Source organism: Streptomyces spongiae (genome assembly GCF_009377185.1).
Lineage (GTDB): Bacteria > Actinomycetota > Actinomycetes > Streptomycetales > Streptomycetaceae > Streptomyces > Streptomyces spongiae.
The window spans coordinates 1-15,845 of record NZ_VJZC01000002.1 but is presented as its reverse complement, the minus strand read 5'-3'; the positions used below and the strand labels follow the sequence as shown (position 1 = coordinate 15,845).

Below are 15,845 nucleotides of genomic sequence, written 5' to 3'. Positions count from 1 at the left end.
GATCGTCATGCCTGCGGCCGCTCGGGTCGGAGACACCACGGTGCACGGTGGCACGGTCGTCGGACCAGGAGTCGCCACCGTGCTGGTCGGCGGCATGCCCGCGGCGGTGCTGGGAGACATGCACGCCTGCGTGATCCCCTCGCCCCCACCGCACCCGCCGGCGACGCCGTTCCTGGCGGGTTCGTCCACGGTGCTGATCCAGGGTCGGCCCGCGTTGCGAGCGGGCGACTCCTGCGCCTGTGGGGCGTCGGTGGCCGTCGGCAACCCGACGGTGGTGATCGGATGAGCGGCGACTACCCCCAGGTGGGCCGGGGATGGGCCTTCCCTCCGACATGGGCCCGCCCGGACTCCGACCCGGGGTCCGGGCCGGTGTCCCTGGTGACCGAAGAGGGCGCGGAACACGTGGCCGCCGCCCTTGTCATCCTGCTGCGCACCATGCCGGGGAGCCGGGTCATGCGGCCGGACTTCGGCGCCGGCGTCGACCGGTACGTCTTCGAGCCACGCACCCCCGACGCCTGCCACCGGCTCGCGGACGACGTGCTCCGGGCACTGCTGCTCGGCGAACCCCGGGTCATCGTCGACTCCGTCGAGGCGGTGCCGTCCGAAGAGGCGGACGACCGGGTCGACGTCCACGTCTCCTACCGGATCGACCGCCACCGCCGCCCGAACAGCCTCGTCGTCCCGTTCTACCTGGTGGGTGCGCGATGACCCGGCCCCCCGAACGCATCGTCGAGGCGATGGCGGCCGCGGCCCGGCTCGCCCCCTTCGACGACAGGACCTCCTGGTACGACGTGCTGTTCACACGCGTGGCCGACGAGGACGTCCTCGCGCGGTCCGAACTGCCGGACGGTGCCCTGCTCTCCGTACTGGCCCGGGAGTACACCGCACTCGACCAGCACGCCGACGCCCTTGCGGCCCGGACCCATGTGGCCTGGCTGGAGCGACTCCTCGGCATCCCGCGGCTGCCGGCCGTGCCCGACCGCGTGATCGTCCACGTCACGGTGGACCCCAAAGCCGCGCCGGTCGTCGTCCCGCGCGGCACCCTGCTCCGCGGCGGCAAGGACGCCTTCGGCAACGAACGGCGCTACGCCACCCTCGACGCTCTCACCGCTCATGGCGCGCCGCTGGTCGCCGTCCGCACCCTGCACCCCGGCGGGACCGAGCGCGGACGACCCGGGATCGCGAACGAGGCGCCGGAGTTTCCGCTCGCCCCCGGGACCGGGCCGGACGCCGTCCACACACTGCGGGTGTACTCACCGGCGCTGTCCTTCGAGGGCGGCGACCTCACCGCCACGCTGACCTTCGGCGACGCCACCGGTGTACACCTGCTGGCCCCGGTCATGTGGCGGTGCTCCACGGCGGACGGCGAGGTCGGTCCGACCACGACGGGGACGGTCACGGACACCCCGTCCGGCGGGACCGTCACGGTCACGCTGTCGGGCGGGTGCGGGGCGCCGGACGGGGGGACTCCGTGGATCGAATGCGTCGTCCCTGCCACGGTGCCGGTGCCGGAGGAGCTGGCCTTCTCGACGGTGGAGGTCGCGGTGTCCGGGCGAACGCCGTTCGTGCCGCAGGCCGCCTTCCACAACGACGGCGCGGTGGACGTCACGAAGGAGTTCCAGCCGTTCGGCGCCGTGGCCAAGCGCGGGGACGCCTTCTATCTGCGCTCGGACGAGGCGTTCTCGAAGGCCCTGCGGCAGCTGACCGTCACCGTCTCCCTGTTGCGGGCGGGCGGTGGGACCCTCTCGGCCTCGGCGGGCGGCAGCGGTATCCCTGCGGCCACGGCGGGCTTCCTCAGGGATCGGCTGATGAGTGTTCAGGCCGAGGTCGGGGCGGCCCACACCAAACACTTCCACGACATCCTGGCCTTCCTCGACGACACGGGCGACCCCACCGTGGTGTGGCAGCGGCGAGTGGAAGGACAGTGGCGGCGGATCGGCGACCGGGGCGACCGGTTCGGCACGCTCAGCGCCGACGTGTCCGGCGCCGTCGGGTCCGAGCGCTGCGCCGTCGCGGGACAGCAGGGGCACTACGTGCGGGCCTTCCTGTCCGAGGGCGACTTCGGTTGGACGGCCTACCAGGAGGACATCGCCGCGTTCGCCACCCAGGCGGTGGCCGGTACCACACCGAAGCCCACGATGCCGCCGCCGCCCGTGCCACCGGTCGCCTCCGGCGTGACGATCTCGTACACGACCGTGCCGGTGGCGGCCACCCGCGTGGAGTCCCGCAGCGGGTGGCGGCACGCGGCCCAGCAGGACGGCGGCGTGTTCCGGCCGTTCCGCCGCGCGGTCTCGGACGCGGGAGCCACCGGCATGGTGGCGATCGGCCTCGACCTGCCCGCGTCGGCGGTGGGGTCCAGTGTCTCGGTGTACTTCGACGTCGACCCGGCCACGCCCTGCGGCGCCACCGACCCGGTGGCCGCGCGGTGGGAGTGGTGGGACGGCACGACCTGGCACGACCTCCCCGTCGCGGACGGATCCCGTCAGCTGCGCGAGTCCGGCCTGTTGCGCTTCGTCGTCCCGGCCGGCTCGGCGGTGGGCTGTGCCGACCTGGGCGCGGACACGGGCCGCTGGATCCGCCTCGTCACGACCGCGCCCGAGCGGCTCGGCACGATCCACGGCGTGCAGGTGGACGCCGTGGTGGCGGAGTTCGTCTCCGCGGCCCCCGACCCGGCCGCCGACCCCAGTTCGGCCGCCCCACTGCCACCGGGGACGATCAAGGGCACGCTCTCGCCGCTGCGCGGGGTCAGGAAGGCGACCAATCCGGCCTCGCTGCGCGGCCGCGCCCCGGAGCCCGATCCGGCGTACCGCGCCAGGGCGTCGGCGCGCACCCGGCACCGTGACCGTGCCGTCCTGCCCTGGGACTACGAGCAGCGGGTGGCGCAGGCCTTCCCCGAGGTCGCAGCCGTCCTGTGTCTGCCGCACACCAACCGGAAGGGCGCCCGGGAGGCCGGGAAGGTCGGTCTGGTCGTCCTGCCGGACCGGCCGCTGGACCCGGCACCACGCCCCTCGGTGAGCCTCGCCGAGCGCATCGTCGAGGCCGTCACCCCCGCCCGGCCGCTCGGCGCCGGGGTGGTGGTGCTCTGCCCGCGCTACGCACCGGTCACCGTCGTCGCGACGATCACGCTGCGTCGCGGTGTCGCCGCCCTGACCGGCAAGGAGTCGATCACGGATGCGCTGGAGTCGGTGCTGCATCCGGCCGGCACCGTCCCCACGCGGTGGGGGCAGTCGCTGTACGCGTCGACGCTGATCGCGTTCCTGGAGCGCCATCCGGTCGTCGATGTCGTCACGTCGTTCCAGCTGTGCGACGCCGAGGGGACGCCGGTCGAGGTGATCGAGGTGAACCCGTGCCGCGGACTGTACTGCTCGTCCGCCGCTCATGTGCTGACGTGTGAGGAGCGACTGTGACCCCGCAGCAGCCGGCACCGATCGTGCCCTTCGTCCCCGTCGAGCCGGACGCCGACTGGGAGACCGTCCGGGCACGGGTGACGGACGGACTCGCCGCCACCGTCCCGGACGCCTGGAGCGACCACAACCCGGTGGATCCAGGTGTGACCCTGGCCGAGGTGGCCGCGTTCGGCCTGGCCGACCTGCACTACCGCGTCGCCGAACGGCACTTCGACGCCTGGCCGTTGGAGGTACGGGGCTGGGAGCCGGACGCCGACCGGTCCTGGCACGCCACGCTTCCCCGGGGATCGTTGACGGCGATCGCGGCCGCGCTGGCGTCATCCCGGCCCACCTCCGCCGCCGTACTCGAACCGCTGATCCGTGCCTGTCCGTCGCCGTCGGACGCCGGCGCCCTGTTGTCGAGGCCGCCATGGAGCGCGGCGTTCGGCGCGAGCCACCGCCCGGCCGTGATCGCGCTGATGCGGGCCCGGCTGGTCCGCCAAGTGGCGCAGGAGCAGGCCCACATCGTCGCCGAGGCCGTCGCGGCCCAGCAGGGCTCGGCCGATCCGGTCGCCACCCGGGACGCGCGGGCCGCGGCCGAGCTGGCCGGCACACTGCCGCTGTGGGACGAGGAGATCGTCTCCCTGGTGCGCCGGGAGCGGCGCCGGCTGACGCAGGAGGCGCTCGTCGCCCGGCTGGCCGAGGTCCGCGCGGCCACGGCGGCCACTGCCCCCGCCGTCCGGGCGGCGCTCGCCGGGGACGGCCTCGGCCCGGCCGAGGTGCGGATCGCGATGGCCGCCGGACCCCGGCCGCCGGACACGGTGCCGGAAGACCTCGAGGACCCTCGGGGCCGTACACACATCTGGCCGCCCCACCCGATCCAGTCGCTGACCTGTGAACCGGTGACCGCGGAGGACTACGCGCGGCGGGCCCGCGCACATCCCGGAGTTCGCCGGGCCTGGGCGGTGCCCGGCAGGCTCGAGGGCGTCGCCTGGAACGGCCTGCCCACCGGGAGACTCGCGTCCGTCGCCGTGGACCCGAAGGCGCCGGCGATCACGTTGGTGGTGGAGCCCGAGGACCGGCACCCGACCGACCGCGACGAATTCCTGCGCGCCGTGCTCCGGACCGCTGTCGGCCCGGAGGCGGGCACGCCGTGCCCCGACTGGCGCGCGACGGTGAACGACGTCGCCCCCCGCCGCGTCATCTGCGACGAGGTCGGTGCGGGCCTGCTGGCGGAGCAGCGCGTCCTGGTCAAGGGCACGCTCATCACGGGCATCGGGGTCGACCGGGCAGCGCTGGTCACGGAGGTACGGGCGCGGATCTCCGCGTACTTCGCCGCGGGCCGGCCGGAATCGCGGGTGCCCGCAGCCGAGCGGCCCGTCGACGGTCCGTGGCCACGGATCGACCAGCCGACCGAGGGCTGGATTCCGGGCGCCCCGATCCGGTTCACCGAGGTCGTCGAGGCGATCGTGGCCGACATCGCGGTACGGGGTGTCGAGGACCTCCGCATGAAGGTCGAGGGAGGACCCGAGTTCGTCACTCTGGCCCACGGCAGCCTTCCCCTGGCCGGCAACGCCGTGCCGAAGCTGGCCGACGCGGACTGCCTGCGGGTGCGGTTCGCCCTGGTCACGGGGTGCGCGGATGCGTAGCCCCGACTACACCCGGCTCGCCGCGCAGCTGCCCGCCGTCTACCAGCAGGACCCGGTGTCCTTCGCCCAGGTGGACGCCTATCTCGGGCTGGCCGACGACCTGAACCGAGCGATCGTAGAGCGGCTGGAGGACCTGCTGCTCGGCCTCGGTCCCGACGCCGTGCTGCGCTGGCCCGCCGACGTACCGCTGGACGCCGGGCCCGACGCCCTGCTGCGGTCCTACCTCGCGACGTACGACGAGGTGGCGGCCTGGGCCGGCTTCGTGTTCCCGGCGAGCTGGCCGAGGACCGAGGCGGGCTTGGCGCGGCGCCGCCAGTTCCTCGCCCGGTCGGCGCGGCTGTGGCGCCGCCGGGGCACACCGCGCGGCTTCCTCAGCTGGTTCGCCCTGTACTTCGGCATCGTCAGGGCGGACGAACGGCCCTATCTGCTGGAGCACTACAAGGCGCCGGGCACCGTCGCGGCCCCGGCGCCGTACTCGGCGACGCTCTTCGTCCCGGCCCCGCGCTTCGCCGACTGGGCCAGGCGGGAGGAGGCGGCCGACTTCGTCCACCGCTACGCGCCCGCCCACGTGGGCATGCGGGTCTGCTTCGTGAACCCCGAGCTGCTCACGCGACCGCCCCTCACCGACCCACCGGTGCTGCCCGACTCACCGACCCCGTCGCAGCTCGACGCCTACGCCGCCGCGGTCGCCGAACACGAGGCGAAGCTCAACGCGCTGCTGTGCTCGGCGGTGTCGGAGATCGACCACAGGAACGGAATCCACATCCACGCGTGCGTCGACGGGGGCCGACCCCATGACCGGCTCGATGTCGGGCGCCTGCCCACGACGTGACGGCCCGAGGCAGTCAAGGAGAGAATCGCATGACCGCCAACCAGTACCCGTTCTTCGAGAGCGGTCAGACCCTCACCGCCGCCGATCTCAACATGGTCCGGGAATTCCAGCACGCCCGGGACCGCCTGGTCGGGCGGATGACCGGATTCGGGGTGAACTGCGGCCTCGGCGGCAGCGTCTCGGGCACCACTCTGACGATCCAGCCGGGTCTGGCCGTGGACCAGCCGGGGGAACCCCTCGTACTGCCCACCGCACAGCCGATCAACCTCGCGCCACCGGCGATGAACGTGTCGTACGACTTCATCGACACCGCGCCCGGCGGCTTCAGCGTCGTGCTGGAGGCGACAGATGAGCCGGAGGCAGCCCCTGACTGCGGCGAGGGCGACTGCGCCGGGCACGCCACGCTGCACACCGTCGGCGTCGCGCTGCGCACCGTCGCCGGCCGCGTCACCGGTACGCGCATGGACTTCTCCGACGACGAGTTGCTGAAGGCCGAGCCGATCCGCCTGGCCCTGGACTCGACGCCGGTCAACTCCTACGCGGCGCTGCGTGACTTGATCGAGTACCGGCTCAAGAACGGCACCGAGCCACTGGTCGATCCGGCCCTGATCGCGAAGCTGAAAGCCACGTCCGTCGACAGCGCGGACTCGCCCGGGGCCCAGGGCTACAAGTGCGGCTGGCTGAACATGGTGCTGTTCGCCACCCTCGACCTGCTCCGGGCCCGGGCCCTGCTGCACCTCAGCTGCGACCGGACGACCACGCGCCCCGGTGTGGTGCTCGGCTGGGTGCACCAGGTCGGCGGTGACTGGACGTTCGAGTGCGCCTACCGGCACGCCTGGGAGCCGCCGAGGGGCCTGACCGAGGTGTTCTTCGGTGGGACCTGCGACAACCCGGCATCCCGGCTCCAGGACGAACTGGAGGCTCTGCTCGCGGGATTCGCACCACCGGCTCCGGTGCCACAGGGCGAGGTCGAGCCCCCGGTGTTCTGCCCGAAGGGTTCGATTCTCATCCGTGGCAAGTGCGTCAACATCTTCTACCCTCCCGAGCAGATACCCCACGAGTGGGCCGAACGGTGGAGGATCAACCCGCGCGACCCGATCTGGTACCCGCCGTTCGAGGAGAAGTGGAAGCAGCCGTGGGAGATCTACCAGACCGAGGGCTGGGACTTCTTCGAGGACGGAGTCTTCGGCGCCACGGACTATCTGGGGCGCCCGGCCGACGTCGTGCGGGACAAGTTGCGGGACTTCATCACGAGCACGAGTGGTGCGGCGGTCATCAAGGTGGTCGATGTCGGGGCGGTCGACGACATGAAGGGCTACCTGCCGTCGGGCGGCTTCAGCCCGTCGGACACGATCGTGCTCACCAAGGATGCCGCGGGGAAGGTCATCGCGACCGGCCGCGTTCCCGCCGTACGCAACGTGCGCATCGTCGGTGCCGCGCTGCCGGAGGCGGTTTCCGCCGCCACTGACGCCAAGGCCGCCGCCACCGAAATGCGGGGTCTCACCGCGACAGTGGTGAGCCGCGTCGACACGGCCGAGGCGAACTTCTCCGGGCTCAAACGGGACTTCACCACCCTCCACGGCGAATTCCAGTCCTACAAGGGTGGAGCCTTCGACAGCAGCGGCTACGGCGTCCGGATCGCCACGGCGGAAGCGCAGTTGAAGCGCCTCGAGGAGGTCCAGCACCGGATTTCCCTGGTCGAGGGCAAGGTCGACGTCCTGGCGAAGCTGCCCAAGGAGAAGACGATCGACAGAAATCTCGGCAAGGGTGTCTCCGAGTTCGCCCAAGCCACGGTCGCCGCGATGCAGTCGCTGCCGGAAGTGCAGAACCCCAACTTCCAGCGCTACACCGCGGCCGCCGCACGGGCCCGCGCCGACCTGGACTCCGCGATCGCGGCGGGCGACCCCGAACTCGTCACCGAGGCCACACTCGCCGTGCTGGGCACCGTCCGCACGATGGTCAAGGCTTCCGGGGTCTCCGCGGAACACGGACGCGAACTCGACACACAGCTACGGAACCTGGGCGGGCTGATCACATGACCGACGTCGCGGTGGACACCGTACGCCTGCGTGGGCCGCATGCGCGGCGCCTCACGGGCGTCGCCGCGCGCGCGTTGCCCGCCGCGCTCGAACGCGCCCTGGCGGACGTCGGCGACGTTCGGGTGGACGAGATCGTGGTCAGGCTCGACCTGGACGTGACGGCCTACGACGACGAGACCCTCGCCGTCCTGTGGGCCGACTCCATCCGTGCGCAACTGCTCGCCGTACGACGGGAGTCCGTGTCGGTCGGCCCGGGAGGGCCGGTCGGCGATCCGGTGGGCGGGCGGGTTCCCGGGCCGCGGGACGTACTCGCCGTCGTCCACGCACTCGGGGCGACGGAGGCGGGACCGGGCATGCCGCTGCCGCGGGCCGTCCTGGAACTCGCCGACTCCGATACGGCGCGAGCCGTCGCCGACGAGATCGGCGCCGATGCGTGGGTGTCCTTGCTGCGGACGCTCTGTCACGCACTACGGCTTCCGGTGCCGGGGCAGGCGCCGAGGCAGGCAACGGGAACCGGCTTGGGCACCCCGGTGGAACGCACCGGCCCCCTGCTCCCGAGCTCGCTTGCCGCGCCCGACGCGGCCGGGACTCAGAAGCGGCGGGTGGACGAGGCCGGGACTCAGAAGCGGCGGGTGGACACGGCCGACACGCCCTTGAAGGCTGAGGAACTCCCCTTCACGCCGGGCGAAGTCCTGGACGTCCTCGCCGTACTGGCACAGCTCGTGGATGGGCGGACAACCGCTGTGGAGACCGCGGCCGTGACCCGGGGCGCGGGCCTGGTTCTGCTGTACCCCTGGCTGGCCGAGCACTGCCGCCGGGCCGAGGACCTCCACGCGGGCCTGGACGGCCTGGCGGTCCGGGAGGCGGCCTTGGCCGCGATCGTCGACCCGGACGATCCCGCCCTCGCGGACGACCCGCTCGTCGGCCTGTTGGCCGGGCGTACGTCGTCCGAACCGGCCGAGCTGCGTGTGCCGTTGGCCCGACAGGACGAGGTGGCCGAGTCGGCCGCACGGGTGCTGGCCTCGTTCGCCGCCCTGCTGCCGGGGTTCGAGCGCTCCTCGCCGGGCTTCGTCCGCGGCTCCTGGATCGCCCGCCTCGGCGTCGTCGACCGCGACCGGGATCCCGAGCTGCTCACCGCGGCCACCCGCCCGCTCGACGTCGTTCTGCCGCGACTCCCCTACCCCGTGGGCCTGATCAAGCTGCCGTGGTCGCCCCCTCTCACCGTGCGGTTCCGGCCATGACGACGGTCCCCACGCCCGTCGCCGAGCTGCGTGCCGCGCTCGAGATGGTCGACGCCCTGATTCAGGTACGGCTGGAAGAGCGCCGCGGCGGGCCCTGCGGGCGGCGGCTGAGCATCGACGACGACACGGAAGGGCTGCCCGACGTCCGGCGCTTCGCCGGCACCGGCCCGCTCGCGGAGATCGTCACCGCCGCGGGCCTCTCGGCGGCGGAGGCGGTCGTCCTCACGGCGGCCGTCGCTCCCTGTGTCGACGAGCGATTCGACGCGCTGTACGGCATGCTCACCGACCGCCCCGGTATCACGGCCCTGACCGGGGAGGTGGCCCGCACCCTGGTCGCGCGCTCCTTCCGGGGCAGGCTGGACGCGGCCGTCATGCTGTCGCCACGAGGGCTGCTGCAGACACGCGGTCTGCTGTCACTGGACCCGCCGGGCGACCTGTCCGGAGTGCTGAGACCGGATCCGCAGTTGCTCGCGTGGATCCTGGGGCTTCCGCCCAAGGCGGGCGTCGCGACGTCCGACTTCCCGGCCCGGCCGCTGACCACGGTGCACACCCTCGAAGACGTCGTCCTGCCCGCGAGCGCCCGGGCCCGCGTCGACGACCTGACGGGGCGGATCGCGCACCGTGACGTCGTCGTGGAGCAGTGGGGCTTCGGGGCACACCACGACAACGCCGCCGGCCTGATCGCGCTGTTCCACGGTCCGCCCGGCACCGGGAAGACGATGACCGCGGCCGCGATCGCCCGGACGGTCGGCCTGCCCGCCTACCTGGTGGATCTGTCGGCGCTGGTCTCGAAGTACATCGGCGAGACCGAGAAGTCGCTGGCCAAGGTCTTCGACCGTGCCGCCCGTGAGCGCTGTGTCCTCGTGTTCGACGAGGCCGACGCGGTCTTCGGCGCCCGCACCGAGATCGACGACGCCCACGACCGGTACGCCAATCAGGAGGTGTCCTATCTCCTGTCGCGTATCGAACAGCACCCCGGGATCGTCATCCTGACGACCAATCTCGTGGCCAACATCGACACGGCGTTCCAGCGCCGGATCCACGTCCTGGTGGAGTTTCCCGAACCGGGGCCGGGCGAGCGCGTGCGGCTGTGGTCCACGGTCGCCCCGTCCCAACTGCCGGTGGACGGCGGCGTCGACCTGGTCGCGCTGGCGCACCGCTATCCGTTGACCGGCGCGCAGATCCGCGAGGCGACCCTGGAGGCCGCCTATCTGGCCGCCGCCGACGGCCGGGTCGTCACCGCTGAGCACCTCCTGACCGGCGTCCGCCGCCAGTACGAGAAGTCCGGAAAGTCGGTGCCGGCGTGAACCGGGTCGCCGACCGGGCTCCGCCCGGGCAGACGGCCGCGACGCCGTCGCAGTCCGCTACGTCCTCGCGGGCCGCAACATCGTCGCCGGTCGCCACGTCATCGCCGATCGCTACGTCGTCGCCGGCCGCGGCCGAGGCAAGCCGCTTCCTCACGAAGGTCCCGCGGCCGGAGGGCGAGGCGACCGTCGTGGCTCTCGGACCGCTCGCCGCGGGTGGGCTGACGGCGGTTCAGGCCGAGTGGGGTGTGGACGGCGGAGCGGTGGTGCTCACCGGCGCCGCCCCGTTCGCGGACGTCACGGGCAGTGCGGGTTTCCGCTCCGACGGCTCCCTCGACGGCGTCGTCCGGATGCGTACCGGGGTGCGTTTCCTGGGCCTCGCCCTGGGTGAGGTGGCATGGACGGTCCATGACTGGAGTGCCGAGGTGCCGCTCGCCACCCCCACGGTCACCTTGCGCGGCAGCACGCTGGCCGTGGACCTGGGGCCGCTGCCGCAGGGCGCGACCTGGACGGCGCCGAACGGCATCGACTCACCCCGCCACGGCGACCGCGTCGTCGTCCACCTGCCTGGCGACGCCATGCCGTCGGGACTGCCCTTGAGCCCTCGTGTGGCCGAGGTCTACCGCGGTCTCGGACTCGACGTCTCCCACCTGCGGGTGCACCCCGACACCCAGGTCGGCGGAGCTCCGGCCTTCGTCACCGACCAGAACCTCTTCCTCGCGCCAGGGATCCACGGCGCGGACAGCCCGGAGGCCCTGAGGGTCCTGGACGCCGCGGTCCGTGCCGCGTTGACGGGTCTGCTCGGGGCGGTCGGCGGGGACCCGGCGCAGGTGGTGCCGCGGTCACCGGCCGAGCCGGAGGCACCCGCGGCGGAGACCTCCGTCGTCCCGGCGACCGTGCCGGAAAGCCCGACCGGGCCCGCTGCCAGTGCCGGTGCCGGTGCCGGTGCCGCGGAACGGGCCGGTGAGGTGACGGCCTCGCTGGAGACGGCTCCCGTCACAGAAGGCGGCGCGGCCGAAGGCGTACCGGAAGAGCCCTCCGCCGAGACCTCACCACCCCCCACCGTCCAGCTGATCATGCCGGAGCCGCCCACCGACCTCACACCGGCGGCGGCAGCACGGGGCACGGCGGTCAAGGGCGGGGCAGGCGGAGCGGCACGGGCAGCCCGCGATCTGCCCACCGCCGACGCCGCTGTCGCCGACTCCCGGGCGGCCGTCACCGAACCGGCCGCCGAGACCGCCGCTCGGGCCCGCGAGGAACTGGCCGCCGAACTGGGCGCACGGCCGGCGCCCAGCCCGGAGATCGTCGAACTCTGCGAACGCATCCGCACGGCGATCCGCGCGAACCGGCCCGAGGACGAGGACGAGCTCCTGGAGTCCGACCCCACCAAGGAGGCGCGGAAGGCCGGATCCACGATCACAGGTTCGGTAGAGGGCCAGGTCCAGCAGGTCGGCAACAGCTACGGCGCCATGGCCTCGCCGCCGCCCGGGACACCGACCCTGACACCGGAGCCACTCCAGAAGCCGTCTCCCACCTCCCCGGGTATGGGCGTCGAAGCGGCCTCGGCGGCCCCCGACCCGATCCCGCCGGAGAACACGTCCCTCGACGCCGACGTCGCCGCGACCGACCAGAGGATCACCGACTCCGGCATCGACACCCGGGTGACGAAGGAGATCCCGGACGGCCCGTTCGCCGCGGCGCGGGACGCCCGCGCCGGCCTCGGCGAGGTCGCCGAACGCACTCCGCAGCAGATCCAGGCCGAGCAACAGCAGGCCATCGACTCGGCCCAGGCCGACATGGCCCAACTCCAGGAGCAGGCCGTAGCGGCCATGCGCGGCACCCGGTCGGGGACGGTCAAGGCGGTCGGCGGTGGCCAGACCGCGGCCGTCGCCTCGGAGGAGCGCACGCGGGAGTCGGTCGCACGCCACGCGCAACAGATCTACGACGACGCCCAGAAACAGGTCGACGCGCTGCTGCAACCGCTGAGCCGGACGGCGATCGCACGGTGGGACGCGGGTCTGAGCCGTCTCTCGCAGGAGTTCCACGACTCGCTCGACCGGGTCAAGCGCTGGATCGACGAGCGGCACTCCGGCGTCGGCGGCGCCGTCCTCGCGATCGGTGACTACATCAGCGGCCTGCCGGACTGGGTCACGGACGAGTACAACCGCGCTGAGCGAACCTTCGGGGACGGCGTCTGCGAACTGCTGACGACCATCTCCAGCGATGTGAACGGGGTCGTCGCGGCGGCGCAGGCCGTCATCCAGCACGCCCGCACCGACATCGACGGTGTGTTCCAGGCGATGGAGGCGGAGTTCCCCGAGTGGGCGGCACAGGAGCGGGCCCGGTTCGGCGGCATGCTGGACGCTCTGAGCCAACGGGTCACGGAGGCGCAGACCGGCTTCGTCCGCGACGTCTCCCAGCGTGCCGTCGCGGCAGTCAACCAGGTGCACGCGGAGGCCCAGGCGCTGCGCGAGGAGGCCGGCGGGCTGATCGGGCGCGTGGTCGCGGCGATCGAGGAGTTCATCGACGACCCGGTCCGGGCCGTCATCAACGGACTGCTGCGGCTGGCCGGCATCCCGCCCGCCGCCTTCTGGGCCTTGATCGCCAAGGTCGAGCAGGTCATCTCGGACATCGCCGAGGATCCCGAGACCTTCGTCAACAACCTCGTGGCCGGCGTCAGGCAGGGGTTCGAGCAGTTCTTCGACCACTTCGGCACGCATGTCCTGCGGGGCTTCTGGGACTGGCTGTTCTCGGGCCTCAAGACGCCCGCCCCCATGCCGCGCGACCTCTCCGCCAAGTCCCTGTTCACCTTCGCCCTGCAGCTCATGGGCATCACCTGGCCGCGAGTGCGGGAGATCCTCGTACGGCACATCGGCCCCACCGCGGTCGAGGTCGTCGAGACGGCCTGGCAGTTCGTCTCCGTGCTGATCGAGCGCGGACCGGAGGGCCTGGTCGAGCTGCTCAAGGAACAGCTCGCCCCGGAGAACGTCGTCGGCATGATCCTCGAGGCGGCAGTCGACTACCTGGTCGAGACACTGATCGAGCAGGTGACCGTCCGTGTCGTCGGACTCCTCAACCCGGCGGGGGCCATCGCCCAGGCCATCGACCTGATCTACCAGGTGTGCGCGTGGATCTTCCGCAACGCGGCCAGGATCTTCCGGCTCGTCGAGGCGGTCGTCAACGGGATGGCCGACGTCGTCGCGGGCAACATCACCGGCCTGGCCACCTCCGTGGAGAAAGCACTGGCCTCACTGATCCCACCGGTCATCGACTTCCTCGCAGGCATCCTGCACCTCGGTGACCTCCCGGGCGAGGTGGCAGAGGCCATCACCCGTCTCCAGGCCGTCGTGTACGCCGCGATGGACCGCGTCATCGGCTACCTGGCCGCCAAGGCGATCGCCCTGCTCAAGCGTCTGGGCATCGGCGGCAAGGAGGACAGCGAGGGCGGCGGGGACGACGAACTCGGTACGACGGTGCGCTTCTCCGCCGCGCACGAAGGCCACCGGCTCTTCTTCAGGGTCGCCGGCGACGACGCGGCGCTCATGGTCGCCTCGGTGCCGCAACCGATCGAAAGCGTGATTTCCGAGTGGCGCGACAGGCTGGGCGAACTCCCCGACGAGCAGCGGGCTCCCACAGCGACGAAACTCGACGCCCTCGCGGCCGTGGCGGACGAGACGAACAAAGAGGGCGCCGAACTCGCGCGCGAGTTCCTCGAGGCGAACCGCGATCCCGACGACTCCGTGAAGCCGCCGAGCGACAACACCGTCGAGGCGCGGGAACGCGCGGTGGCAGGCATGCTCCGTGAGCTCTTCGAGATCTTCGACGAAACCGGCTCGGAAGCCACCTACCTGGCCGACATCGCCGCCAACCTGCCCCTTCACGGCAGGGCCAGGGCGGGCGATGTGACCGACCTCTGGGCGCGGCGCTACTCGGGACCCCCTCTCTACGTACCGCTCGATGCCTCCGCGCCGGCCACGGTGTGGAATCCGGCAGACCTGGCCGGACCGGCGGTCTCCGCAGGCCAGGCATACCTGGGCCGAGAGGACGTCCAGCGCGAGCTCCTCCCGTACTTCACGAAGAGCGGGAAAGGCGGGAAGACCGCTCGACGCGCAGATACCGGAGCGTTCCGCGACTACGCCCTCGTCGAGACCGGGCAGAGCCATCCCGTCCGGCAGGGTTTCCTCGACGCCCTCGGGGAGGCGTACCGGAGCGGGATGGCTTCCCGACCGCCGCAGAACATCGACCCGGTCGACTCCAAGTTGTCGGAGACAGTGGCATCGGTCGAGTATGAGAACGACACGGCACCCTATGGCGCGTTCGCCGACCTGCCAGGGCGAGGAGATGAGCCCGACCAAGCCCTCGTCGAGCGCGCACAGGACATCAGGGCGTTCCTCCTCGGGATCGCCCGGGACCGCACCTTCAACGAGTACAGCGCTGTCCGTCTCCAGTGGGCCTGGACCGACAAGCCCACGAAGGAATGGCTCAACCGGCGATTCCGCATCAAAGGCCAACACGAGTGGATTCCCACCAATCTCCTTCCGCACCTGCTGCGCAAGGCCTTCGACGCACACCTCGATCCGGTCGCACTCGCCCTCGCGGTCAAGTGGATAGAGTTCCAGTACGAACTTCGCAGCCGGACGAATTTCGTGCTGTGGCATTTCGACCCCGGGCTCGCCGGGCACGTCGGTTCGTTCAGCAAGGACGAACGGGGCAGGCACAGCGCGGGTACCGCTCAGTCGCACGCGTTCCACGAATGGTTGCGGGGGCTGTACGACCAGCACAAGGACACCGGGCCTTACGCCTTTGCGATCGCCGTGATGACCGATATCGACAAGCGGGTCTGGAGCGGAAACACGGAGGGAATCTCCGCCGAGCGCCTTAACGACCCGATCGGTGTCTGGTACAAACTCGAAGGTGTCGGCCGGGTCGCCGACCTCACCATCGGTGATCTTGCGGAAGTCCAGCGCGGCAACTATCTCGACATCATCCGGGACTTCGAAAGGGCCCTCGAGATTGTTGGCTGGTGAGGCGGCCGCGGGGAACGCGAAAGCCGTTCTCTCAAGCGAGAGAACGGCCTCCGACCTGCAACAAAGCTGGTCGGGACGACAGGATTTGAACCTGCGACCCCTTGACCCCCAGTCAAGTGCGCTACCAAGCTGCGCCACGTCCCGTTGCGCTACCGCGGGTGTCCCGCGTGATCGCGCGGTGAGAACTTTACCGTACGTCGGGGGCCGGCTCGACGGGGGACGTGGGCGCGGGAGAATCGAGGTATGAGCGGGACACGACGTGCGAGCGGGACAGAGCGGACGAGGGACTCGGAGGAGGGACGGGGCGTCGAGCGGCGCGACCGGGACGAGGAGGGGCGGGCGCGGAACGCTCGGCCCCGGGACGGGC

General features: G+C 71.9%; 9 protein-coding genes and 1 tRNA gene. 9 read left to right on the top strand and 1 reads right to left on the bottom strand.

Annotated features, from left to right (window positions below; translation table 11 throughout):
• Positions 1–7: 7 nt before the first annotated feature.
• From FNH08_RS00570 to FNH08_RS00530, 9 genes are all read left to right on the top strand, one after another.
• Positions 8–286: a PAAR domain-containing protein gene (locus FNH08_RS00570; RefSeq protein WP_152769219.1), complete on the top strand. Its 279-nt coding sequence runs from the start codon at positions 8–10 to the stop codon at positions 284–286.
• Complete coding sequence (locus FNH08_RS00565) at positions 283–708, top strand: GPW/gp25 family protein (protein WP_152769218.1); 426 nt, start codon at positions 283–285, stop codon at positions 706–708. Before FNH08_RS00570 ends, FNH08_RS00565 begins: the two co-directional genes overlap by 4 nt.
• Entirely contained in the window at positions 705–3,407 is a 2,703-nt protein-coding gene (locus FNH08_RS00560; RefSeq protein ID WP_152769217.1) for a baseplate J/gp47 family protein, read from the top strand. The genes FNH08_RS00565 and FNH08_RS00560 overlap by 4 nt, the downstream gene beginning before the upstream one ends.
• Positions 3,404–5,035 carry a hypothetical protein gene (locus tag FNH08_RS00555; RefSeq protein ID WP_152769216.1) on the top strand — a complete coding sequence of 544 codons (1,632 nt, stop codon included), beginning with the start codon at positions 3,404–3,406 and terminating at the stop codon, positions 5,033–5,035. Before FNH08_RS00560 ends, FNH08_RS00555 begins: the two co-directional genes overlap by 4 nt.
• Positions 5,028–5,867: a hypothetical protein gene (locus tag FNH08_RS00550; RefSeq protein ID WP_152769215.1), complete on the top strand. Its 840-nt coding sequence runs from the start codon at positions 5,028–5,030 to the stop codon at positions 5,865–5,867. Before FNH08_RS00555 ends, FNH08_RS00550 begins: the two co-directional genes overlap by 8 nt.
• A 29-nt stretch (positions 5,868–5,896) precedes the next feature.
• Positions 5,897–7,906 carry a hypothetical protein gene (locus FNH08_RS00545; protein ID WP_152769214.1) on the top strand — a complete coding sequence of 670 codons (2,010 nt, stop codon included), beginning with the start codon at positions 5,897–5,899 and terminating at the stop codon, positions 7,904–7,906.
• On the top strand, positions 7,903–9,147 hold the full coding sequence (locus tag FNH08_RS00540; protein WP_152769213.1) for a contractile injection system tape measure protein: 1,245 nt from the start codon (positions 7,903–7,905) through the stop codon (positions 9,145–9,147). The genes FNH08_RS00545 and FNH08_RS00540 overlap by 4 nt, the downstream gene beginning before the upstream one ends.
• Positions 9,144–10,454, top strand: coding sequence for an ATP-binding protein (locus tag FNH08_RS00535; RefSeq protein WP_152769212.1), 1,311 nt, complete (start codon positions 9,144–9,146; stop codon positions 10,452–10,454). Before FNH08_RS00540 ends, FNH08_RS00535 begins: the two co-directional genes overlap by 4 nt.
• 188 nt (positions 10,455–10,642) lie before the next feature.
• Positions 10,643–15,478: a phage tail protein gene (locus tag FNH08_RS00530; RefSeq protein ID WP_152769211.1), complete on the top strand. Its 4,836-nt coding sequence runs from the start codon at positions 10,643–10,645 to the stop codon at positions 15,476–15,478.
• 67 nt (positions 15,479–15,545) lie between these two features.
• On the opposite strand, the gene FNH08_RS00525 is transcribed toward FNH08_RS00530, so the two are convergent.
• Positions 15,546–15,622, bottom strand: a tRNA-Pro gene (locus FNH08_RS00525).
• Positions 15,623–15,845: the final 223 nt, after the last annotated feature.

Excerpts from the sequence above, each read along its gene's own strand:
- FNH08_RS00570 (WP_152769219.1), top strand. The coding sequence starts at position 8 with ATGCCTGCGGCCGCTCGGGTCGGAGACACCACGGTGCACGGTGGCACG.
- FNH08_RS00565 (WP_152769218.1), top strand. The coding sequence starts at position 283 with ATGAGCGGCGACTACCCCCAGGTGGGCCGGGGATGGGCCTTCCCTCCG.
- FNH08_RS00560 (WP_152769217.1), top strand. The coding sequence starts at position 705 with ATGACCCGGCCCCCCGAACGCATCGTCGAGGCGATGGCGGCCGCGGCC.
- FNH08_RS00550 (WP_152769215.1), top strand. The coding sequence starts at position 5,028 with ATGCGTAGCCCCGACTACACCCGGCTCGCCGCGCAGCTGCCCGCCGTC.
- FNH08_RS00545 (WP_152769214.1), top strand. The coding sequence starts at position 5,897 with ATGACCGCCAACCAGTACCCGTTCTTCGAGAGCGGTCAGACCCTCACC.
- FNH08_RS00540 (WP_152769213.1), top strand. The coding sequence starts at position 7,903 with ATGACCGACGTCGCGGTGGACACCGTACGCCTGCGTGGGCCGCATGCG.
- FNH08_RS00535 (WP_152769212.1), top strand. The coding sequence starts at position 9,144 with ATGACGACGGTCCCCACGCCCGTCGCCGAGCTGCGTGCCGCGCTCGAG.